Genomic DNA, 20200 nt, shown 5'->3' on the forward strand with positions numbered 1-20200 from the left:
AGGGGGTGCTGATTACGCTAGGACCGGCCTGGTTCGGCATCCAGTTTTAGTTACGCTGTCGCATAAAATCGCTCCGGACGTGCGACAGCAGCTCGGTCACCGCGGACCCGGTGACGGCATGTTCGGAGAAGGTGTCGAAGACAGCGGCCAGCCGGGCAATGTCTTTGGGGTCGCGGTGGGTCATCACACCGGTGAACAGCTCGGTGACGGCCAAGCGGCTGTCATACAAGGTGAAGTAGTGCAGGGGTCGTTCTGGTAGCCAGGCATCACGCGGCACGATAGCCAACTTCACGTTGGGATACTCGGCGACTTGGGCCAGGCGGTCACACAGCCCAGCCATGATCTTCGGGTTGCCGACCGGCCAGCGGATGGCGTTCTCGGTGGCCAGGAACGAGAAACGCCGGCCTGGATCGTGCAAGGTCGCCTGCGTCGCCAGACGTGCAGCGACGGTGCGCTCAACATCGCGCCCGACCTTGCCCTTGGTCTGGGTCAGGACAGCGCGGGCGTAGTCCTCGGTTTGCAACAACCCGGAAGGCATGACCGCAAGAAATTGGCGTACCTGGGTTGAGGAACGGATCAGGGCCGTGATGGCCTCTTGTGCTCGCCACAGGCCAGCCTCAGCGAAGGCGCGCAGGTTGGTGAAGTCGGTGTTGGCCACACGAGCGAGCTGCAACAGCCGCTCAGCAACCTCCGGTGGTGTGGCCAGAGCGTGCAGGATGAGCTCCACCTCGGCCACGGTGGGCACGGCCTTGCCGGTCTCGATCCGGCTGACCTTGGTCTGCGACAGGTTGCAGCGCGCAGCCAGGCGCTCCCCCGACAGGCCCGCTGCTGTGCGCAGGGCACGCAGAATCGACGCGAGGTCGCGTCGATCGTCAGGGAGTCGGTCGAGGTCGAGCATCCCACTCTGCTAGCGGTATCGAGGCGTTGACCGCGACCTGGTGCCAGGTGCGGTACTGGTCCAGCTCAGAATCTGCCGCCAAGGCGCGGTTGAGCAAGCGCCCATCTGAGGAAAAGTTCAACACCACCACGGCGTTGTCATCGAACAGCCAGAAATCCTGTTGCGGCACAACACCATCCGGGTGTGCATCACGGTCGTAGACGCGGACGTCTTCCCCGGCAGCGATGTTGCCGGGGATACCCCAGGCAAGCTGATACCGCTGGTAGTCCGTCAACGGATGGGACAGCACCCGAACCCGTGCGATCTGCTTGCCCTCGGCGGCCCAGGCGGTGATCTTGCGGCGCCAGGCCGCGTTGTGATCCTCGGGTTTGGCTTGGGCTGCAAGGAAAAGCGCCAGCGTCGGCTGTTCCCGCTCGATGGTGTAAGTGGGTTGAGCTTCCCACCGCCACGCCGTACGGCACGTCTCGAACAACTCAGCGACGGCGGCACCGTCCACTTCGGTCACACGCGCCCCTGACGGAGATCCAACTCGGCAACAGCCAGCCGCAACACCTGCTCGGGCAGCTCCACCACCAGCTCACCAGGGCCAGGGGTCACCCCCTCGACATTGGTGACTGGGTTGCCCTGGGCCAACACAGTGCCGGTAGTGGTGAAGTAGATCTTCGGGCAGTCCGTGTCTTCACAGCCTGCGATGCGCTCAGCTCTCATACCTGTCTGGATACCACGGCAGAACCCGCAGTTCAGGCGGTTAGTCACGCTCGTGCATAGACCCCACCCGATCGCAGTAGCCACCCTCACCGCGGCTACTCGGCGGGCGGTTCCAGCCCCTGCATGAGGGTGCCCGCGTCCATCTGCAGCGCGGCGGCGATCTTCAAAATGTTGTGCAGCGAGACGTTGCGTTGGCCGCGTTCGACCTGGCCGACGTAGGTCCAGTGCAACCCGGCCTTGTCGGCAAGTTTTTCTTGGCTCAGGCCGAGTTCTTCCCGGCGGGCGCGGACTCGTGATCCGAACTGGCGGGCTGCTGGCGACGTCTGCTTGACCATGACGGGTCAAGCCCATAGGTCTAGGGACGATGTATCCAGAGACGTTGAATCACGAGACTTTACGTCTAGTGACGATGAGTCCTACTCTGCCTGGCTGCGGGCACCAGTCCGCAGCGTCTGCCAGCTCACCCCTGGCGGACGCCGAGAGCCCCGTAGAGCTGGAGAGGAGGATGTATGACACGAACCCGATTCAGCCGTGACAGCCACATCGGAGGCAGCGGCGAAGGCGACGGGGGCGGCAGCCCCGACCCCAAGCCGACGAAGAAGAAGTAACCACCCAACACGGTGATGATGAGCGGACCCCGGAACTACTACTTCCGGGGTCCGCTCTCATAGTGACAGAACACCAGCCCTAAAAGAAACAATTCCGCATTGTTCTACTATCGGCATTCATGGACGATAGCGGACCATTACAACAGCTCCACAGAACAAAACTTGCCCTTATTGCCATTCTCTTGACCGTCACCGGCATGGGTCTGCTGTTCTTGTCCAAACTGGAGCCGATCAAACAGCTCTACTGGTTTCCCGTAGAAGAATTCGGGCAAACACTAATGGGCACCGGCCTCGTATCGACCCTGCTCATCTATTTCGACTACCGCGACTACATCGAACGCCTCATCCAACTCCTTGAAGCCCTGCTCGCTCAACAGGTTCCCGCCATCAAACAAAGCGTAATAGACGGATTCGCCGCCGCGCCACGGGAATTCAGCCGAACCGCAACCCCAGACGCCTTGGATGAGATGATCGAAAGTTCTTTAGCCGTCAGGCTAAAGAACCCGCCGCTAGCGGCGGACCTCACCCAAAAATTTCGCCGCCAGGTCGAGCACTCCACCGTCACAAGTTCCGATACACGCGTGTCCATTGTGCTCACACCATGGACCGAAGGACCCGCACACGGACTGGGCGCAATGTTCGTTGCCGAATTCACCTGGGAACACTACATCAGCGCACTGCCTACCGAAGAAAATTTTTGGTGCGTCAGCGATCGCACCACCAGGCAGCAGGCCACTCGCGATCCTGCCAACGCTGGCGTGTGGCTACTCGATCCGACCAGTGGAATCAGTGCGGCATCACCGGAAGCATTCGAATTGGTGCGCTACGCCGTCAACGGCACAGCACAAAAAATTGTTGTCGTGCGCGGTGATTCCCAGCAATTCCACAGCGTCACCCTCGACCACAACCACACACGCGGCGAACGCGGTTTTCACCTGTCCTACAAGTACCGTGCCCTGCTCCAGCAACACGGCCACCTGTATCTCGCCTTAACCAAAACCAGTGACGGACTTCAGGTGAACCTCACCCACCAGGACTGCGATATTGCCCATATCCGCGTCGCGGACTATGTTTCCAGTCTGAACCCGGCCCGTGTCTACACCAGCCCAGCAGGTGCCCGAATACCGGAAGTGTCTGTTGGCTGCGATGGCTGGGTATATCCAGGTTCTGGCGTCACGTTTACCTGGGCACTGAAACGGGAGCTACAACAGTGACGGCCCCGTCCTGAAAGGACGGAGCCGTCACCACCTTCTAGTCAGGCAGGAAGTGCTTACGTAGTGCCAGACTTCCTGATCCTGCGCTCGATGTGTACCCTCCTAGTTATCCGCAGTTCAAGGGGTCGCTGATCTCTATGCGAACCCCAGGCGGAACCCTTACCAGGGACAACAATGCGATTAGATGCAACAGAAGCCCCGTCGGGGGCACAGACTGCATCTACAACATCAACAACGCGGTTGGATGCTGTCAGGTTCCCGCTGGGGGCGCTCCCTCGGCACAGCTCTGCCCGCGGAATGCGCGGACCGGGTCGGTCGCCACGACTCTGGGGGTCCAACCCCCAGGCCCCGGTCGGCGGGCTCCGCCCCCGAACCCCCCGAGCCTCGCGCCCCGAATTTCCCCCTCCCTGAAACCCCCAAGTCTCTGGCGGATCACCGCATAGCCTGGACGGGTCACCTGGCCCATCTGGAGAGAACGGTGAGTACTTCCGTGACCACACAGCCCAAGACCGTGTTCGTGACCGGCGCGTCCACCGGGTTCGGGGCGGCCATCGCCCGCCGGTTCGCCGGGGAGGGGGCGCGGGTGGTGGCTACCGCGCGGCGCAAGGACAAGCTGGAGGCGCTGGCTGCGGAGTTCGGGGACCTGGTGTTCCCGGTGGCGCTGGATGTGCGGGACAACCACGCGGTGGAGCAGGTGGTGGCGGGGCTGCCCGCGGAGTTCGCCGCGATCGACGTCCTGGTCAACAACGCGGGGCTGGCGCTGGGCCTCGAACCAGCGCAGCGGGCCTCGCTGGCGGACTGGGAGCAGATGGTCGACACCAACTGCAAGGGGCTCATGTACTGCACCCGGGCGGTGTTGCCGGGGATGGTGCAGCGGCGACGTGGGCATGTGGTGAACATCGGGTCGGTGGCTGGCATCCACGCCTACCCCGGCGGCAACGTCTACGGCGGCACCAAGGCATTCGTGCACCAGTTCAGCCTCAACCTGCGCAGCGATCTGCACGGCACCGGGGTCCGGGTGACCTGCGTGGAGCCGGGCATGTGCGGCGGCACCGAGTTCTCGCTGGTCCGGTTCCAGGGTGACTCGGGTAAGGCGGCGGGGGTTTACGACGGCATGCAGCCGCTGACCGCCGAGGACATCGCCGAGACCGTGCACTGGGTGACCGGGCAGCCCGCGCACGTCAACGTCAACACCATCGAGCTGATGCCGGTGGCGCAGAGCTTCGCGGGCTTCCAGGTGCACCGCGAGGGGTGACCCTCGGCACTTTCCTAACGTTCGATACACATCGAACTTGACGGGTCGGTGACACGTCGACTACTTCTGTACTAGACATTACAGAAGTAGGGAGCTGGTCATGGGCAAGCAACTCGTGGGCAAGGTCGCGCTGGTCACCGGGGGTTCTCGGGGGATCGGCGCGGCCACCGCGCGGGCGCTGGGCGCGGCGGGCGCGGATGTCGCGATCAGCTACACCTCGCGGCCGGACAAGGCCGAGGCCCTGGTCACCGAGCTGAAGGAGGCCGGGGTCCGGGCGCTCGCGGTGCGCGCCGACCAGGCCGACTCGGCGCAGGTCAAGGAGCTGGTGCGGACCGTGCACGAGCACTTCGGGCGGCTGGACGTGCTGATCAACAACGCCGGGGTGATCGCGGTCGACACGCTGGACCCGGCCACCAGGGACGAGGCGGCGCTGGACCGGCAGCTGGCGATCAACATCGGCGGGGTGGCGGCGGGGGTGCGCGCGGCCGCGCCGCTGATCGGCGACGGCGGGCGGATCGTCACCGTCGGCTCGGTGCTGGCCACCAGGCAGGCCGGCGGCGGGGTGGCCGAGTACTCCGGCACCAAGGCCGCGATCGCGGCGTTCAGCAAGGGCTGGGCGCGGGACCTCGGCGGCCGCGGGATCACCGTCAACACCGTGCACCCAGGCCCGATCGAGACCGACATGAACCCGAACGAGGGCGAGGCCGCGGCGCAGCGGACCGCGCTCACCGCACTCGGCCGCTACGGCCAGGCAGCCGAGGTGGCCGCCGCGATCGTGTTCCTGGCCGGACCGGACGCGGCCTACATCACCGGCGCCGAACTGCACGTCGACGGCGGCATGGGCATCTGAGCAGAATCGTTCCCACCTGGCGGAACGAGTTGCCCACGCCCCGGAGGGTTCGCAGACTGCCGGGGTGAGCCAGCCAGAACCCGTGCTGATCCGCTCGGCCCGCGATGTCACCGACCTGGTGAACTCGGGGGCCGCGCGGGGCAGCCACGCCACCATGATCGTGATCATCGCGCTGGGCGGCATCTTCATCGACGCTCACTGAATGCTCGACCCTGCGAGCAGGTCTGCGGCAGACTTCAGCTCGCTCGCCTACGGCATGCGCGACATCACCGTCCAGTTCGGGCTCAGCCCGGTCGGCGCGGGCATCGTGAACGCCTCGATCATGGTCGGCGCGGTGGTCGGCGCGCTTGGTGGCGGCTATCTGGTCGACAAGATCGGCCGGTACCGGGTGTTCATGGCGGACATGCTCTTCTTCGTCATCGCCGCGCTGGGCTGCGCGCTGGCGCCCAACGCCGAGGTGCTGGTGTTCTTCCGGTTCCTGATGGGCGTCGGGGTCGGCATGGACCTGCCGGTGGCGATGGCCTTCCTGGCCGAGTTCTCCCGGCTGCGCGGCAAGGGCAGCAAGGGCTCGCGCACCGCGTCCTGGTCGGCGGCCTGGTTCGTGGCCACCAGCGCCTGCTACCTGATCATCCTCGGCCTGTACTTCCTGATCCCGGCCGAGAACCACGGCGTGCTGTGGCGGTTCACCGTCGGTTTCGGCGCGGTGCCCGCGCTGGTCGTGCTGCTCATCCGGCACCGCTATATGAACGAGTCCCCCGCCTGGGCCGCCGGTCAGGGCGATCTGGCAGGGGCCGCGGCGATCCTGCGCAAGTCCTACGGGGTCAACGCGGTGGTCGCGCCCGAGGCCGAGGTGGTCAAGGCCCCGAAGCGCTCGATCCGGGCCGAGTTCGGGCGGCTGTTCAACCGGACCTACCGCCGCCGCACCTGGCTGTCCCTGGCCGTGGCACTGGCCCAGACCTTCGGCTACAACGCGGTCGCCTACGGCCTGCCGGTGATCATCGCCGGGTTCCTCGCCCAGGGCCCGCTGACCACGATCAGCGCCTCGCTGGTGCTCAACGTGTGCTTCGCGGTCACCGGTGGCCTGCTCGGCATCCGCTGGGTGCGCAGCCAGGGCGCCTGGAAGCTGACCGCGCTCGGGTTCGCGGTGCAGTTCGCCGCGCTGGTCGCGCTGGCCCTGATCGGCAGGCCCAGCGGGCAGGAACTGGCCGTGGCGGCACTGCTGGCGCTGGGGGCGTTCCTGTTCGCCCAGGGCTGGGGGCCGGGCGCGAACTACATGACCTTCGCGACGCTGAGCTACCCGACCTCGCTGCGCGGGGTGGGCGTCGGGTTCAACCAGGGCATGCTGCGGATCGGCTCGACCGCGTCGCTGTTCCTGTTCCCCGTGCTGAGCGCGAGCCTGGGCACCGGGGTGTTCTGGGTGATCGCACTCGCCCCCGCGCTGGGTCTGCTCGCCCTGCTGCTGGTGCGCTGGGAGCCAGTCGGGTATGACGTGGATGCTGAAGACAGCGAAACAGAAAAGGGCGGCGTCCCGACGGATCCGGCAGAGACGCGCCGCTGAGGAGTACCCCCAGTACCAACTCTCAGCAGCGCTTCCCGCCGAACCGACGAACACCTGCCCGAGGCCAACCTTTCAAGCCCTGGTTGCCGCCGCACGAGCCCGATCGGACCGGATGACCTAAGCCGCTGGTCAACGGCATAGGATGGGTTTTCCGGTCCGGATAGGCGGAACGCTGGGGAGCGGGGAGAGCAGGTCGGTTGTCGGTCGTATCCGGGGCCCGCGCGGCCTTCGCCGAACGATTCGCGCTGCTGTACGCCGAAGCCGGTGACCCACCGCTGAAGCGGGTCGCCGAGTCGGTGGCGCGTGCCCGGCGTGCCGACGAACGCGGCCGACCGGTCCAGGTGACCACCCAGCGGATCAGCGACTGGCGGCGCGGCCGCAACGTGCCCGCCCGCTTCGCCGGACTCGCCGTGGTGCTGGAGGTCCTCATCGGCGAGGCCCGCACCCGGCGGCCGGCGCCCGCGCTGCCCGGACTCTACGACCGGGACGGCTGGCAGAAGCTGTGGTCGGCCGCGCAGGCCAGCCCGGTGGAGGAGGCCGAACCGCCGCCACCGCCGGACACCGCGCTCTGCCCCTACCGCGGCCTGGCCGCCTTCCAGCCGGAGGACTCACCGCACTTCTTCGGCCGGGACCGGGCCACCGCCGCGCTGCTCGGCCTGCTCCGCGCCGGGGACGGGCTGGCCATGCTGGTCGGGGCCTCCGGAGCGGGCAAGTCCTCGCTGCTGCGGGCCGGGCTGGTGCCCGCGCTGGCCGCCGAGGCCGAGTCCGCGGACTGGCCGGTCACCCTGATCACCCCCGGCGTCAACCCGGTCAAGGAACTGGACCGGCATCTGCCCGGACTGGCCGAGGCGGACACTCCCGAACAGGTGCGCGCGATCCTCGGCGAGGCCCGCCGGGTGATCATCGTGGACCAGTTCGAGGAGGTCTTCACGCTCTGCCCGGACCCCGAGGTCCGGCGTTGCTTCATCCGGCTGCTGCACCTGGCCGGCACGCCCGGCCCCGCGCTGGTCGTGCTCGGCCTGCGCGCGGACTTCTACGGCCGCTGCCTGGACCACCCCGAACTCGTCGCCGCGCTGCAGCACCGGCACCTGGTGCTGGGCCCGATGACGGTGGCCGAACTGCGCGCCGCGGTCACCGCGCCGGCCCGCGCGGTCGGCCTGCAACTGGAGACCGGCCTGGTCGAACTGCTGCTGCGCGATCTGGGCGTCAGCGAGCGGCGCAACCGGACCCGCGGCGACAAGGACAGCTACGACGCGGGTGCGTTGCCGCTGCTCTCGCACGCCCTGCTGGCCACCTGGCAGCACCGCCATGGCGGACGGCTCACCGTGGCCGGGTACCGCGCGGCCGGCGGCATCCAGGGCGCGGTCGCGGCCACCGCGGAACGCGCCTGGGCCGAACTCGGCGCCGCCGGCCAGGCCGCCGCCCGGCCGTTGCTGCTGCGTCTGGTGCGGATCGGCGAGGACACCGAGGACACCCGCCGCAGGGCAGGCCGGGACGAGGTCCTGGACCAGGCCCAGGACCGGGCCGCGACCGAGACCGCGCTGGAGACGCTGGTCTCCGCGCGGCTGATCACCCTGGACGCCGAGTCGGTGGAGATCACCCACGAGGCGCTGCTGCGGGCCTGGCCCCGGCTGCACGGCTGGCTGGACCAGGACCGGGAGGGTCACCTCACCCGGCAGCGGCTGGAGGAGGACGCCAAGACCTGGGCCGCCCAGGACCAGGACCCCTCGCTGCTCTACCGCGGCGCCCGGTTGCAGACCAGCAGGCAGGCGGTGGCGGCGGGCGGGCCGACCGAGGTGGCCCGGCAGTTCCTGGCCACCTCCACCCGGCAGTGGCGGCGCGCGGTGTGGCTGCGCCGGGCCGCGGTGGCCGCGGTGTGCGTGCTCGCGCTGATCGCCTCGATCGCGGCGGTGGCCGCGGTCAGCCAGCGCGACGACGCCCAGTTCCGCCAGGTGCTGGCCGAGGCCGACCGGATGCTGGAGTCCGACCCGTCACTGGCTGCCCAGCTCACCCTGGTCGCCGACGCGCTCCGCCCGGAGGACACCGAGGTCCGCACCCGGCTGCTGGCCGCCCAGCAACTCCCGCTGGCCACCAGCCTGACCGGGCACACCGGCGCGGTCTACCTGACCTCGTTCAGCCCGGACGGCCGCACCCTGGCCACCGCGGGCTACGACCGCACCGCCCGGCTCTGGGACGTCAGCGACCCGACCCGGCCGCGCCAGCTCGGGCAGCCGCTGACCGGGCACAGCAGCTGGCTCAGCTCCGCGGTGTTCAGCCCGGACGGCCGGACCCTGGCCACCACCGGCGCGGACAACACCATCCGGCTCTGGGACGTGCGCAACCCGGCCCAGCCCAGGCAGTTCGGCCCGGCGCTTGGCACCGGTGCCGGCACCGCCTACCTGCTCGCCTTCAGCCCGGACAGCAAGCTGCTGGCCACCGCCAACGAGGACCGCACCGCGCGGCTGTGGGACGTCAGCGACCCGGCCAAGCCGGTCCGCCTGGGCGATCCGCTGTCCGGGCACCGCGGTCAGGTGCGCGCGCTGGCGTTCAGCCCGGACGGGAAACTGCTGGCCACCGGCAGTGACGACAACACCATCCGGCTGTGGAACCTGCGCGATCCGGCGCGGGTCACCCCGCTCGGCGTGCCGCTGACCGGGCACCTGGCCGGACTGCACTCGGTGGCCTTCAGCCCGGACAGCAAGTTGCTGGCCTCCGGCAGTGACGACAAGACCGTCCGGCTGTGGGACCTCAGCGATCCGGCCGCGGCGGTCCCGGCCGGGCCGCCGCTGCTCGGGCACTCCGCCCAGGTGTGGTCGGTGGCCTTCAGCCCCACCCAGAACCTGCTCGCCTCGGCCGCCGCGGACGGCACCGCGCGGCTGTGGGACATCAGCGACCCGAACGCGGTCGCCCAGTTCCGGCCGGCGCTCTCCGGTCGCAGCAACGAGCTGTACGCGGTCTCGTTCAGCCCGGACGGCCGCAGCCTGGCGGTGGGCGGCGAGGACGGCGCGGCCCGGCTGTGGACACTGCCGCACGGCATGCTGATGGGCCACACCCTCGGCCTGGGCACCCCCGAGTTCCGCCAGGACGGCCGGGTGCTGGCCACCAGCGGCGCCGACCGCACCGTGCGGCTGTGGGACCTGGCCAACCCGGACACGCCCGGCACGCTGTCGGTGATCAAGGACGGGCACACCGACGCGGTGTGGTGGACGACCTTCCGCGGTGACGGCAAGGTGCTGGCCACCGCCTCCACTGACCGCACCATCCGGCTCTGGGACGTCAGCGATCCGGCCAAGCCCGCCGCGCTCGGCGATCCGATCCCCGGCGGGCAGAAGTACAGTCTGCCGATCCAGTTCAGCCCGGACGGCAAACTGCTGGCCACCGCCATGGACGGCAACACCATCCAGCTCATCGACGTCAGCGACCCGGCCCGGCCGCGGCCGCTGGGCGGGCGGACCGAGGCGCACAACGGCTCGATCACCTCGCTCCGGTTCACCCCGGACGGCCGGACGCTGATCTCGGCCAGCGACGACCGCCGGATCCGGCTCTGGGACGTCGGCGACCCGGCCGCCCCGACCGCGATCGGCCAGCCGCTGACCGGCCACACCGAGGCGGTGCGCACCGCCGACCTGAGCCCGGACGGCAAAACCCTGGCCAGCGGCAGCGGCGACAACACCATCCGGCTGTGGGACCTGACCGACCCGCGCCACCCGGTCCCGGGCAAGGTGCTGACCGGGCACACCGAGGGCATCGGCCAGGTGGCCTTCAGCCCCGACGGCAAGACCCTGGTCAGCGGCAGCGCGGACAAGACCGTGCGCCGCTGGCACATCCCCGACGGCGAACCGGTCGGCGTGCCGCTGGTCTCCGGCTTCGCCACCTGGGGCAGCCCGGTGTTCAGCCCGCACGGCGGCTACCTGCTCACGCCCGGCTCGGACAACACGGTGCGGCTGTGGGACCTGGACCTGGCCGACGCGCGGCGGCAGATCTGCGCGCGCACCAAGGGCGTGCTCACCGAGGACCAGTGGAAACTCCACCTGCCGCAGTTGGATTTCGCGCCGCCGTGCCCGGCGTAACTGACTGGATCCACGGCTCGCGAAAAGGCGTGGCGCGTCAGCGACACGGCGGGCCTTTCGCCCTCAGTGCGGTTGTTTTTTCGCGTTGCCTTGCCGTGTGCTCGACGCATCCGAAGCGCGCTTCGCGTGCGGCGAGTGCACGGCGAGGCGACTTCGGGAGCGAAAAATCCCGCGTGCAGCGCACGCCAATTGATACCTCTAGAGTTCCCGGGCATGCGTCTCCTGATCGGACTGGGTGGCCCGCGCACGGTGGGCGCGGTGCTGACCGGCGTTACCGCGCTCTACCTGACCCTCGTGGTCTTCAACAACATCACCGACTTCGGCACCAACCACGCCTTCGTGCAGCACGTGTTCGCTATGGACACCACGTTCAAGTCGCCGGACACCAGCTGGCGGGCGATCACCAGCCCGGCGCTGGTGAACATCGCCTACGTGCTGATCATCGCGTGGGAGGCGGCGACCGCGGTGGTGCTGATCATCGCGACGGTGAGCTGGCTGCGGTCCGCCACCGAGGTCGCGCGGCGGATCGGGAGCCTGGGCCTGGCCATGATGCTGCTGCTCTTCGGCGGCGGGTTCATCGCCATCGGCGGCGAGTGGTTCTGCATGTGGCAGTCCAAGCAGTGGAACGGCCTGCAGGCCGCGCTGCAGAACGTGATCATCGCCGGGGTGGCGCTGATCGTCACCCAGGTGCTCGACCGGGTGCGGACAACCGCTCCCCCAGCAGCGTGATCGCCCGGCGCTGGGCCGCGGAGAACCCGGCGAGGTAGTCGGTCAGCAACGCGGCCCCGTGCCGGTGGCCTGGTTCGCCCGCGACGGTGTGCCACTCCCCCGCGCGGGCCAGCGTCGCCATGTCCTCCACGAGTTCCTCGATCCCGGGCGCGTCGGCCGGGGCGTCGGTCAGCGCCTGGAACCGGGTGGCCACTCGCTGGGCGAGTTCGCGCTGGTCCAGCCAGACCTGTCGGGAGAACTCGGCCATCCGGTCGGTGTGTTCGGGGGCCAGCGCGTGCAGCAGCAGCACCGCGCTCTGTTCCAGGTCCTGCATGTCCTTGGAGACCCCGGCCTCGGTCAGGGCGAGCCGGTCGAAGATCCCGGCCACCGGTTCGGGCAGGTCGAGATTCGCGGTGGAGGCGCGTAGTTCGGCGATCTTCTTGCGTTGCCTGGCGATCTCGCGTTGCCGCGCGGCCAGGTCCCGGTCCAGCTCGTCCAGGGCCGCGCGCACGGTGGCCGGGCCCTCGCCGAGCAGCTCGCGGATCCGCGGCACGGACAGGCCCAGTTCGCGCAGCCGCCGGATCCGCAACAGCTTGACCAGCGCGGCCGAGCCGTAGCGCCGGTAACCCGAGTGGTCCCGCGCGGGCTCGGGCAGCAGGCCCTGCGCGTGGTAGTGCCGCACCGCCTTCACCGTGGTGCCCGCGAGCTGGGCCAACTCCCCGACGGTCAACACGATCCTCACGGTAGCCGGGCGCCGCTCAGGATGGTCACCGCCGCGGCCGGATCGTCGGCGTGCAACCGGATCCGCTCGATCAGGTGCCGACCGCGCTTGCCCAGGTCGACCTCGTGCGGTTCGGTCAGCTCGACCACCACCCCGGTAGTGCCGAGCACCGCGAAGGACAGCGTGCCCGCCTCGACCTCGATCGACTGCTCGTGCCTGCCGCACAGCTCCTTGCGCACCGCGCCGACCTTGCCCAGCGGCACCGCCACCTCGACCAGGTGCGCGAACCGCAGCCGCAGCTCCGCAGGCCCGACCGCGTGCGGATACACCCGGGTCGCGGCCAGGAAACCCAGCACCCACAGCAAGCTGCAGAGCCCGAGCACCAGCAACACCAGCCGGAGCCAGAGCCAGGGCACCAGCAGTTCGGCCGCGGCGATCTCGACCACCCCCAGCACGGCCATGATCACCAACGGCAGGGCCAGCCCACCGGCGTACCCGATGGTCCGCGCCCCAGCCGGCACCACTCGCCTGCCGCGCAGTCCCAGCCACAGCGCCCCGAACACCCGCACGCTGTCCCCTCTCCTCGATGGGGACAGCGTGCGGGCCTGCCCCTGGGGCAGGGTCAACTCACTGCTGGACCGGCTTGCCGTCGGTGCCGCAGATGTAGCCGGCGTTGATGCAGTCCCGGACTCGTCGTTGCAGTTCAGGGCCTTGCCAGGCATTGAAGAAGTCGCCGTGGAAGGTGAACCCGCGGGCGGTGGTCAGGTTCACCCCGTTGACCGTGCCCGCCAGGCTGAGCCCGCCGCCGGTGACCGGGTAGGTGATCAGGAACTGCACCCGGGGGATCGGCGTGGGATGACTGGCCGGGCAGGTGCCGCCGAGCCCGCCGGAGGCGTAGATCACGTGGTCGCGGTGGTTCGGGCTGTCCAGCCGGACGCCGTCCCAGCAGGTCGGGAAGTCCAGGTAGGTCTGGAGTTTCGAACCCGGCGGGCAGACCAGGAAGTCCCGGCTGGACTCGGATGCGCCCAGGCAGGACCAGCGGGCGTGCGGGTTCTCCTCGGCGGTCTTGGCCAGTGCGTTGCCGACCACGTAACGCAGGCCCAGCGGTGGCGGCACGGCCCGCTGCGGTTCGGTGATGCCCTGGTAGTACACGGTGACCCGCTCCGGCGGCACCGGCTGCCCGTTCTGGTACAGCGTCGGCGTCCAGTAGGAGGACAGGTCCACCCGCGGATCGCAGTTGGTCGTGCCAGCGGCCAGCGATTGCAAGGTGGAACGGGCGTTGGCGGTGCGGTTGCCGAAGAACTCGTGGATGTGCGAGACGCCCGGCTGGTTCGGGTAGACGATCGGATCGTCCCCGGCGCGGTGGCTGCTCACGCAGTCCGCCCGGAACTCCGATCCGCGCACCGGCGCGGCGGCCTGGGCCAGCAACGCGGCCTCCTGCGCCGGGTCCGGCCGGATGCCGTGTTTGCTGTGATCGATCTTCGGAATGGCGGCGTCAGTGCGCGGGCTGGTCAGCACCAGCCCACCGAGCAGCAGACCGGCCACCACCACGAGCACGGTGACGACGGTTCCGGTGGTCTCGCGGGAACTCCGCTGGACTCGCAAAGGAACACCTCCGCACGGCTGAAGACACCGTGGCGGCGGCGTGAGAGCGCTCTCAAACTGACTCGAAAACGGTAACCCGCCACACCGGGGATGTCCACGGGATGCGGACCTCCAGAACCGCATCCCGTGGACTGATCCGATGGACTCAGGCCGCGTAGGGCCGCTTGACGCGGGCCTCGCGCAGCGCGTCGGCCCACCAGATCAGCTGGTCCAGCAGGACCTTGGCCGCGGCCGCGCTGTGCTCGAACTCGGCCAGCGGACCGTTGGCGTCGAACTTCTCGTAGACGGAGTGGAAGCTCACGGTGTCCCGCACCGTGGTCGCGTGCATCTCGGCCAGCACCTGACGCAACTGCTCCACCGCGCGCAGGCCGCCGGACATGCCGCCGTAGCTGACGAAGGCGACCGGTTTGGCCCGCCATTCGCTGTAGGAGGCGTCAATCGCCTCCTTCAACGGGGCTGGGTAGCCGTGGTTGTACTCGGGAGTGACGATCACGAAGGCGTCCGCGTCGGCGATCCGGGCGGCGAAGCCGTCCACGCCGTCGGCCAGGTCGACCAGGTCCAGCTCGACCTCGTGGTTGGTGGCGGCCTCGCCGAGGAACCAGTGCGCCACCGCGGGGCCGAGCCGGCCCTTGCGGGTGCTGCTGATGATGACGGCGATCTTGAGGCGGTTCGTGGCAGGGATCGAAGTTGTCATGCCTCAAAGCCAACAACTTCGACTTAGGTAGAGGTCAAGGGCCGGAATTCTCGCTGCTCCAGGTACTTTGATGCCGTGCTTGAGAAGATCCTGCCGCCGGGCATCGCCGTGGCCGAGGCGTTCGGGGACCCGCCGGAGGCCGTGCTCTTCCCCGAGGAGGAGGCCCTGCTGGGCCGTTCGGTGGAGAAGCGGCGGCGCGAGTTCACCACGGTCCGGCACTGCGCCCGGCGCGCGCTGGCCGAACTGGGCCGCCCCGCCGTGCCGCTGTTGCGCGGGGAGCGCGGGGCGCCGATCTGGCCGGCCGGGATCGTCGGCAGCATGACGCACTGTGACGGTTACCGGGCCGCCGCGGTGGCCGAGGACCGCGCGGTCCAGACCATCGGGATCGACGCCGAACCGCACGCGCCACTGCCCGAGGGCGTGCTGGACGCGGTCTCGCTGCCCGCGGAGCGGGACTGGCTGAGCGCACTGTCCCGGCGCGAGCCCGGCGTGCACTGGGACCGGTTGTTGTTCAGTGCGAAGGAGTCGGTCTACAAGGCTTGGTTCCCGCTCGCCCGGCGCTGGCTGGGCTTCGAGGAGGCCAGGCTCACCGTCGACCCTTCGGCCGGTTCCTTCCGGGCTGACCTGCTGGTTCCGGGTCCGGTCGAGGGCTTTTCCGGGCGCTGGCTGGTGGCCGACGGGCTGGTTGTCACGACCATCGCCGTACGCCGATCCGGTGGCCAAAATCTGTGACGAAATCTGTTAACTGAACGCGTACTCGGTGACGTCGCACCAGTCTTTCCGAGAGGGTAAGAAGGTTGCCTTTCGGCAGGTAGTCTCGCCCTCGCCGGAGGGAGGGAACATGGCGGCCGCATCGGGTCGGTCCGAACGGGATCCGTTCTCGGACAAGGACTTCAGCAACAGCGTTGACCCGCTCGCCGGGGCCCTCGCCGACGGTCCGTTCGGACTGGCGCTGGATCTGGCCATCCAGCGCAGCGAACTGACCCTGGAGCACATCCAGCGCGAGCTGATCGCCCGCGGTTCGCGTCTCGATCTGACCACGCTCAGTGACTGGCGATGCAGTGGCGCGGCACCCGCGGGCGATGGCGAGATCGCCGCCCTGGAGAGCGTGCTCGGCCTGCCACCCGGTTCACTCGGCGCCTTGCTGGCCGATGAGGATCCGGCCGATCCGCGCACCGACCTGGCCATGTTGCGCCGCCGGACCCGCCAGCCCCGGCTGGAACGCCTGCTGGTGCAGGAGAACTACCATCTGGGCCCGGATTTCGCGCACCGGCTGCTGCGGGTGCGCGAGGTGGTGCGGGCCAAGCGGGACGGCGTGACCCGCGGTTTTGTCTACTACCACGGCGAACGCCTGGACCAGCCGCTGCCGACCCTGCACGACACCGCGGGCTGCCGGATCGGCCGCGTGCGCACCGATCCCACCGCCGGGATACTGCTGGCCGAGCTGCTGCTGGAGCGCCCGCTGGCCGAGGGCGAGACCGCGGTGCTGGACTACGAGCTGACCTTCACCGGCGACGCGCCCGCCGACCACCACGAGCGGCGACTGCCCATGGGCGCCAAGGACTATCTGCTCCAGGTGCACTTCGACCCGGCCGCCGTGCCCGCCGACTGTCTCGGCTATCTCCGCCCGGACGGCGAGCCCGCCGGCGAGCAACAGCTCTGGATCGGGCAGTACCACACCGCGCACCTGGTGGTGCCGGACCCGGTCGCGGGCAACTACGGCATCCGCTGGATCACCGGCTAGCCACTTGAGCGAGTGCTCAAGAACGGTTACGCTGCGCCCATCGATTTGAGCAATCGCTCAACAGTGGGGGTGACATGCGGCTCTACATCGAGAACACGATCAAGGCGGACCCGGCGGCGCTGTGGGCACGCACCCAGGATCCGGCCCAGCATCAGCGCTGGGACCTGCGTTTCCACCGCATCGAATACCTGCCACTGGCGCCGGGCGAGCCCCAGCGCTTCCGGTACGCGACCTTCGGTGTGGCCGGGGTCGGGGTCAGTGTCGGCGAGCGGCGTTCCCCGGACGGGTCGAGCACCTCGGCGCTGCGCTTCGCCTCCGCCCACCCGCTCTCGCTGATCCGCTCCGGGTCGGGGTACTGGCGCTACCGGCCCGGCCCGCACGGCGTCCGGTTCAGCACCGGCTACGACTACCGGCCGGGCTGGGGCCGGCTGGGCCTGCCGGCCGATCTGCTGTTCCGGCCGCTGATGGGCTGGGCCACCGCGTGGTCCTTCGACCGGCTGCGACTGTGGCTGGAAGAGGGGATCAGCCCCGAATCCGCGCTGCGCCGGGCACTGGCCGACCTCGCCGTCCGGTTGCTGCTGACCCTGGCCACCCTGCTGCTCACCCCCTGGCCGACCGCGCTGGCCACCGCGTTGCTCGCGCTGTTCGCCCCGCCCGCTCCCGGCGTCCCGGCCGCCCGGCGCTGTCTGCGCCGCCCGCCCGATGCCCTCGCCGCCACTCCCCCGGCCACCCTGTCCCGCTTGGAGCTGCCATGACCACCACCCTGACCAGGACCGATTCGATCTTCCGCACCGCGCTGGGCGCCGACTTCGACCGCCTGCACCCGGAACTGCAGCGCCGGTTCGGCTTCAGCAGCGCCGACGGCGTGGCCTGCGTCGGCGAGGGCGTGATGGAGGAGATCTGGCGCGGATCCGTCTTCGCCGTGCCGTTCCTGCGGCTGGGCGCGGCCCGCAACATCCTGTTCCCGGAAACCGGCAGGAATGTGCCGTTCGTGATCGAGAACTACGCCTACCTGGACGATTTCGGCCGGGACACGGTGACCTTCACGCGCACCTTCGAGCTGGGCAACGGGTTACGCCGCCGCTTCGACGCCACCATGGTGCACAGCGCCCGGCGTGGCTGCGTGGTCGACTACCTTGGCACCCACCAGCACGTGGCGGTCGACCTCGACCTGTCGGTGGACTCCCGCGGCGGGTTGCTGATCCGCAGTGGCGAGCAGCGGCTCCGCGAGGGCCTGCTGGACCTGCGGGTGCCCCGGGCGCTGCTCGCGCACGCCGAGGTCCGCGAGTGGTATGACGAGCAGGCCGCGGAGTTCCGGATCGAGGTGCGGGTGTCCAGTCGCTGGGCGGGCCCGCTGTTCGGTTACCGCGGCAGGTTCACCGCCCGGTACTGGGACACCGCGGCGGCTCGGGTGCCGGCGACCGTCCGGCCCTACCGGGAGGAGCTGCGTGACTAAGGACGCCCGCACCGCGGAGACCCGCAGGCGGCTGATGGACGGCGCGATCGAGACGATCCGCGCCCAGGGCATCAGCGGCGTGTCGGCGCGGTCCATCGCGAACACCGCGGGCGTCAACCAGGCGCTGATCTTCTACCACTTCGGCACCGTGGACGAACTGCTCGGCGCGGCCTGCCTGGTCTCCACCCAGAACCGGGTCGAGGCCTACCGCGACCGCTTCGCCAAGACCGACAACCTGCGCGACCTGCTGAACCTGGGCCGTGCCCTGCAACACGAGGAACGCGCCGCGGGCAACGTGACCGTGCTGGCCCAGATGCTGGCAGGCGCCCAGGGCGACCCCACACTCGCCGAAGCCACCCGCACCGCCCTGGACCTGTGGGTGGCCGAGATCGAACTCGTGCTGCACCGCATCCTGGCCGCCTCCCCCATGGGAGACCTGGCCGATCCGCGGGGTCTGGCGCGCGCGGTGGCGGCCAGTTTCATCGGGATCGAGCTGTGGGCGGCGGCGGATCCGCGGGGGGCGGAGGACGGGCTGGCCGCGCTGGAACAACTGGCGGTGCTGGCGGAGGTGGTGGACAACCTGGGGCCGGTGGCTCGGCGGGCGCTCAAGGCCAAGCTGCGTGGAGCGGGCAAGGGCTGAGCAGTCGTTGGCGACGGGGACGACCAGTGCTAATGTGAACGCGCGGACCCGTCCCACTCTCGTGGCAAGACGGGTCCAGCTTCTTTTTCAGGGTCCAGCACCAGCGGCTGACCGCCCACCATGCAGCTGCCGCCCAGTAGGTCGGGATACCAGTCCCACATCAACTGTTTGGCCGGCTGACGCAGGACATGCATGTAGGCCGAGTAGGCCACCAGATCCGCGAGCTGCACCAGCTGGCTGAGGTGCGATCCCTGGAACGCGGGGTCCTCGACGATCCGGCGAGTGGCCAGCTTCAGGCTGCGGTGGGCACCTCGGTAGGACGGATCGGTGCCGTCGCCGTCCATGATGATCAGCCCATATTCGTCGTTCTCGGCCAGTCTCAGGTCAAGCGCGGTGACCAGATCGGCGGCCGACACCCCGCTTCTCGTCGTTGAACAGGTCGAGGAGATCGCCCGGCGGGTCTATCACGAGTCCGCCTGACGTTGGCGCGACCGGACATACTGAGTCACCGGCGTGCTGTCCGGACCCGGCCGGAAGTAGGGACCGTTTCACTCTCCGGCGTGTGAAATTCCGACCCTTCCCTCAGTGGCGGCCCGTGACGGATTCTCTGTGCGAAGCCCGAACACCACCGTCCGATTAGCGGTCCCCGCCCCCTGCTTCGCGGGTGACCGGTGGACGGGAAGGAGCGCTTTTCCATGAGGATTCGTCGTATCGCGGTGAGCCTGTTCGTTGCCGCGGCCGCCGCCGTGACCGGTCTGGCCGGTTCCGCCTCGGCCGCTCCGGCGCCGAGCGAGGACGTGTCGCCGCTGATCGTGGGTGGCGGCAACGCGACCCAGACCTACTCGTTCATGGTGTCGCTGGACACCGGTTGTGGTGGTTCGCTGATCAAGCCGACCTGGGTGGTGACCGCCAAGCACTGCACCAACACCGCGCCGCGGCAGGTGCGGGTGGGTTCGCTGTACCGCAACCAGGGTGGCAGCACCGCCGCGGTGAAGCGGGTGCTGCGGCACTCCTCCGCCGACCTGGCGCTGCTGGAGCTGGCCTCCCCGGTCAGCCAGGCGACCGTGCCGCTGGCCTCGACCTCCGGCGCCGTGGGTACCGCCACCCGCATCATCGGCTGGGGCGCGACCAACCCGAGCGGTTCGGGGGCGGCGACCTACCTGAAGGAGCTGAACACCTCGATCGTCGCGGACAACCGGTGCACCAACGGGATGAACGCGGCCGCTGAGATCTGCACCAACAACCCCGGCGGCAACCAGGGCGCCTGCTACGGCGACTCCGGTGGCCCGCAGGTCAAGCAGGTCGGCGGAGCCTGGCAGCTGGTCGGCGCGACCAGCCGCTCCGGCAACGGCGACCCGCGCTGCGCCACCGGCCCGTCGATCTACGTGGACGTGCCCTACTTCCGCAGCTGGATCGGCCAGTACGTCGGCTCGGTCTGATCTGCTCCACAGTGGACCGTCCGGCCCGCCTG

22 protein-coding genes are annotated in these 20200 nt (G+C 69.3%); 13 read left to right on the forward strand and 9 right to left on the reverse strand.

What is annotated here, in order from left to right; genetic code table 11:
* Positions 1–46: 46 nt before the first annotated feature.
* From MZC64_RS25605 to MZC64_RS25620, 4 genes are all read right to left on the reverse strand, one after another.
* Positions 47–898: a helix-turn-helix transcriptional regulator gene (locus tag MZC64_RS25605; protein WP_247759145.1), complete on the reverse strand. Its 852-nt coding sequence runs from the start codon at positions 896–898 to the stop codon at positions 47–49.
* Positions 873–1403, reverse strand: a complete 531-nt coding sequence (locus MZC64_RS25610; protein ID WP_247759144.1) for a DUF6879 family protein — start codon at positions 1401–1403, stop codon at positions 873–875. The genes MZC64_RS25605 and MZC64_RS25610 overlap by 26 nt, the downstream gene beginning before the upstream one ends.
* Positions 1400–1606 (reverse strand): hypothetical protein, encoded by a 207-nt coding sequence (locus MZC64_RS25615; RefSeq protein WP_247759143.1) that lies wholly within the window; start codon positions 1604–1606, stop codon positions 1400–1402. The genes MZC64_RS25610 and MZC64_RS25615 overlap by 4 nt, the downstream gene beginning before the upstream one ends.
* Before the next feature lie 95 nt (positions 1607–1701).
* Positions 1702–1941, reverse strand: a complete 240-nt coding sequence (locus MZC64_RS25620; RefSeq protein WP_247759142.1) for a helix-turn-helix domain-containing protein — start codon at positions 1939–1941, stop codon at positions 1702–1704.
* A gap of 392 nt (positions 1942–2333) precedes the next feature.
* Between MZC64_RS25620 and MZC64_RS25625 the strand changes: the two genes are divergently transcribed.
* The 7 genes from MZC64_RS25625 (at position 2334) to MZC64_RS25655 (ending at position 11890) form a co-directional block, all read left to right on the forward strand.
* Positions 2334–3428 (forward strand): hypothetical protein, encoded by a 1095-nt coding sequence (locus MZC64_RS25625; protein ID WP_247759141.1) that lies wholly within the window; start codon positions 2334–2336, stop codon positions 3426–3428.
* A gap of 490 nt (positions 3429–3918) precedes the next feature.
* Entirely contained in the window at positions 3919–4683 is a 765-nt protein-coding gene (locus MZC64_RS25630) for an SDR family oxidoreductase (RefSeq protein WP_247759140.1), read from the forward strand.
* A gap of 100 nt (positions 4684–4783) precedes the next feature.
* The gene (locus MZC64_RS25635; protein WP_247759139.1) at positions 4784–5533 is read left to right on the forward strand and encodes an SDR family oxidoreductase; all 750 of its coding nucleotides are present in this window, start codon (positions 4784–4786) and stop codon (positions 5531–5533) included.
* Between the two features lie 64 nt (positions 5534–5597).
* Positions 5598–5735: a hypothetical protein gene (locus MZC64_RS25640; RefSeq protein WP_247759138.1), complete on the forward strand. Its 138-nt coding sequence runs from the start codon at positions 5598–5600 to the stop codon at positions 5733–5735.
* Positions 5736–7091 (forward strand): MFS transporter, encoded by a 1356-nt coding sequence (locus MZC64_RS25645; RefSeq protein ID WP_247759137.1) that lies wholly within the window; start codon positions 5736–5738, stop codon positions 7089–7091. It abuts the gene before it with no gap.
* Positions 7092–7288: 197 nt separating this feature from the next.
* Positions 7289–11161 (forward strand): hypothetical protein, encoded by a 3873-nt coding sequence (locus MZC64_RS25650; RefSeq protein ID WP_247759136.1) that lies wholly within the window; start codon positions 7289–7291, stop codon positions 11159–11161.
* A gap of 213 nt (positions 11162–11374) precedes the next feature.
* A complete protein-coding gene (locus tag MZC64_RS25655) occupies positions 11375–11890 on the forward strand; it encodes a DUF2165 domain-containing protein (protein ID WP_247759135.1) in 516 nt (171 codons plus the stop codon).
* On the opposite strand, the gene MZC64_RS25660 is transcribed toward MZC64_RS25655, so the two are convergent.
* The 4 genes from MZC64_RS25660 to MZC64_RS25675 form a co-directional block, all read right to left on the reverse strand.
* Positions 11841–12602: a MerR family transcriptional regulator gene (locus MZC64_RS25660; protein ID WP_247759134.1), complete on the reverse strand. Its 762-nt coding sequence runs from the start codon at positions 12600–12602 to the stop codon at positions 11841–11843. The two genes, MZC64_RS25655 and MZC64_RS25660, sit on opposite strands and share 50 nt — an antisense overlap.
* 5 nt (positions 12603–12607) lie before the next feature.
* Positions 12608–13159 carry a hypothetical protein gene (locus MZC64_RS25665; protein WP_247759133.1) on the reverse strand — a complete coding sequence of 184 codons (552 nt, stop codon included), beginning with the start codon at positions 13157–13159 and terminating at the stop codon, positions 12608–12610.
* A gap of 58 nt (positions 13160–13217) precedes the next feature.
* Positions 13218–14195 carry a DUF1996 domain-containing protein gene (locus MZC64_RS25670; RefSeq protein WP_247759132.1) on the reverse strand — a complete coding sequence of 326 codons (978 nt, stop codon included), beginning with the start codon at positions 14193–14195 and terminating at the stop codon, positions 13218–13220.
* Positions 14196–14340: 145 nt separating this feature from the next.
* Entirely contained in the window at positions 14341–14889 is a 549-nt protein-coding gene (locus MZC64_RS25675) for an NADPH-dependent FMN reductase (protein ID WP_247759131.1), read from the reverse strand.
* Positions 14890–14964: 75 nt separating this feature from the next.
* On the opposite strand from MZC64_RS25675, the gene MZC64_RS25680 reads away from it, so the two are divergent.
* The 5 genes from MZC64_RS25680 to MZC64_RS25700 all read left to right on the forward strand — a co-directional run bounded on the left by MZC64_RS25680 (position 14965) and on the right by MZC64_RS25700 (position 18729).
* On the forward strand, positions 14965–15621 hold the full coding sequence (locus tag MZC64_RS25680; RefSeq protein WP_247759130.1) for a 4'-phosphopantetheinyl transferase superfamily protein: 657 nt from the start codon (positions 14965–14967) through the stop codon (positions 15619–15621).
* A 109-nt stretch (positions 15622–15730) separates the two neighbouring features.
* Positions 15731–16633 carry a hypothetical protein gene (locus tag MZC64_RS25685; RefSeq protein ID WP_247759129.1) on the forward strand — a complete coding sequence of 301 codons (903 nt, stop codon included), beginning with the start codon at positions 15731–15733 and terminating at the stop codon, positions 16631–16633.
* A 74-nt stretch (positions 16634–16707) separates the two neighbouring features.
* A complete protein-coding gene (locus MZC64_RS25690; protein ID WP_247759128.1) occupies positions 16708–17388 on the forward strand; it encodes an SRPBCC family protein in 681 nt (226 codons plus the stop codon).
* Entirely contained in the window at positions 17385–18089 is a 705-nt protein-coding gene (locus tag MZC64_RS25695; RefSeq protein WP_247759127.1) for a DUF4166 domain-containing protein, read from the forward strand. Before MZC64_RS25690 ends, MZC64_RS25695 begins: the two co-directional genes overlap by 4 nt.
* Positions 18082–18729 carry a TetR/AcrR family transcriptional regulator gene (locus MZC64_RS25700; protein WP_247759126.1) on the forward strand — a complete coding sequence of 216 codons (648 nt, stop codon included), beginning with the start codon at positions 18082–18084 and terminating at the stop codon, positions 18727–18729. Before MZC64_RS25695 ends, MZC64_RS25700 begins: the two co-directional genes overlap by 8 nt.
* A gap of 29 nt (positions 18730–18758) precedes the next feature.
* On the opposite strand, the gene MZC64_RS25705 is transcribed toward MZC64_RS25700, so the two are convergent.
* Positions 18759–19145 (reverse strand): DUF3800 domain-containing protein, encoded by a 387-nt coding sequence (locus tag MZC64_RS25705; protein WP_247759125.1) that lies wholly within the window; start codon positions 19143–19145, stop codon positions 18759–18761.
* 279 nt (positions 19146–19424) lie between these two features.
* On the opposite strand from MZC64_RS25705, the gene MZC64_RS25710 reads away from it, so the two are divergent.
* The gene (locus tag MZC64_RS25710; RefSeq protein ID WP_247759124.1) at positions 19425–20168 is read left to right on the forward strand and encodes a trypsin-like serine protease; all 744 of its coding nucleotides are present in this window, start codon (positions 19425–19427) and stop codon (positions 20166–20168) included.
* Positions 20169–20200: the final 32 nt, after the last annotated feature.

This window comes from Crossiella sp. S99.2 (genome assembly GCF_023094165.1).
In the GTDB taxonomy this organism is placed as follows: domain Bacteria; phylum Actinomycetota; class Actinomycetes; order Mycobacteriales; family Pseudonocardiaceae; genus Crossiella.

What these genes read in the sequence shown, in the direction of transcription:
- MZC64_RS25645 (WP_247759137.1), top strand. Translation starts at nt 5,736, where the DNA reads ATGCTCGACCCTGCGAGCAGGTCTGCGGCAGACTTCAGCTCGCTCGCC.
- MZC64_RS25710 (WP_247759124.1), top strand. Translation starts at nt 19,425, where the DNA reads ATGAGGATTCGTCGTATCGCGGTGAGCCTGTTCGTTGCCGCGGCCGCC.
- MZC64_RS25615 (WP_247759143.1), bottom strand. Translation starts at nt 1,606, where the DNA reads ATGAGAGCTGAGCGCATCGCAGGCTGTGAAGACACGGACTGCCCGAAG.
- MZC64_RS25695 (WP_247759127.1), top strand. Translation starts at nt 17,385, where the DNA reads ATGACCACCACCCTGACCAGGACCGATTCGATCTTCCGCACCGCGCTG.
- MZC64_RS25690 (WP_247759128.1), top strand. Translation starts at nt 16,708, where the DNA reads ATGCGGCTCTACATCGAGAACACGATCAAGGCGGACCCGGCGGCGCTG.
- MZC64_RS25685 (WP_247759129.1), top strand. Translation starts at nt 15,731, where the DNA reads ATGGCGGCCGCATCGGGTCGGTCCGAACGGGATCCGTTCTCGGACAAG.
- MZC64_RS25620 (WP_247759142.1), bottom strand. Translation starts at nt 1,941, where the DNA reads ATGGTCAAGCAGACGTCGCCAGCAGCCCGCCAGTTCGGATCACGAGTC.
- MZC64_RS25635 (WP_247759139.1), top strand. Translation starts at nt 4,784, where the DNA reads ATGGGCAAGCAACTCGTGGGCAAGGTCGCGCTGGTCACCGGGGGTTCT.
- MZC64_RS25675 (WP_247759131.1), bottom strand. Translation starts at nt 14,889, where the DNA reads ATGACAACTTCGATCCCTGCCACGAACCGCCTCAAGATCGCCGTCATC.
- MZC64_RS25605 (WP_247759145.1), bottom strand. Translation starts at nt 898, where the DNA reads ATGCTCGACCTCGACCGACTCCCTGACGATCGACGCGACCTCGCGTCG.
- MZC64_RS25655 (WP_247759135.1), top strand. Translation starts at nt 11,375, where the DNA reads ATGCGTCTCCTGATCGGACTGGGTGGCCCGCGCACGGTGGGCGCGGTG.
- MZC64_RS25625 (WP_247759141.1), top strand. Translation starts at nt 2,334, where the DNA reads ATGGACGATAGCGGACCATTACAACAGCTCCACAGAACAAAACTTGCC.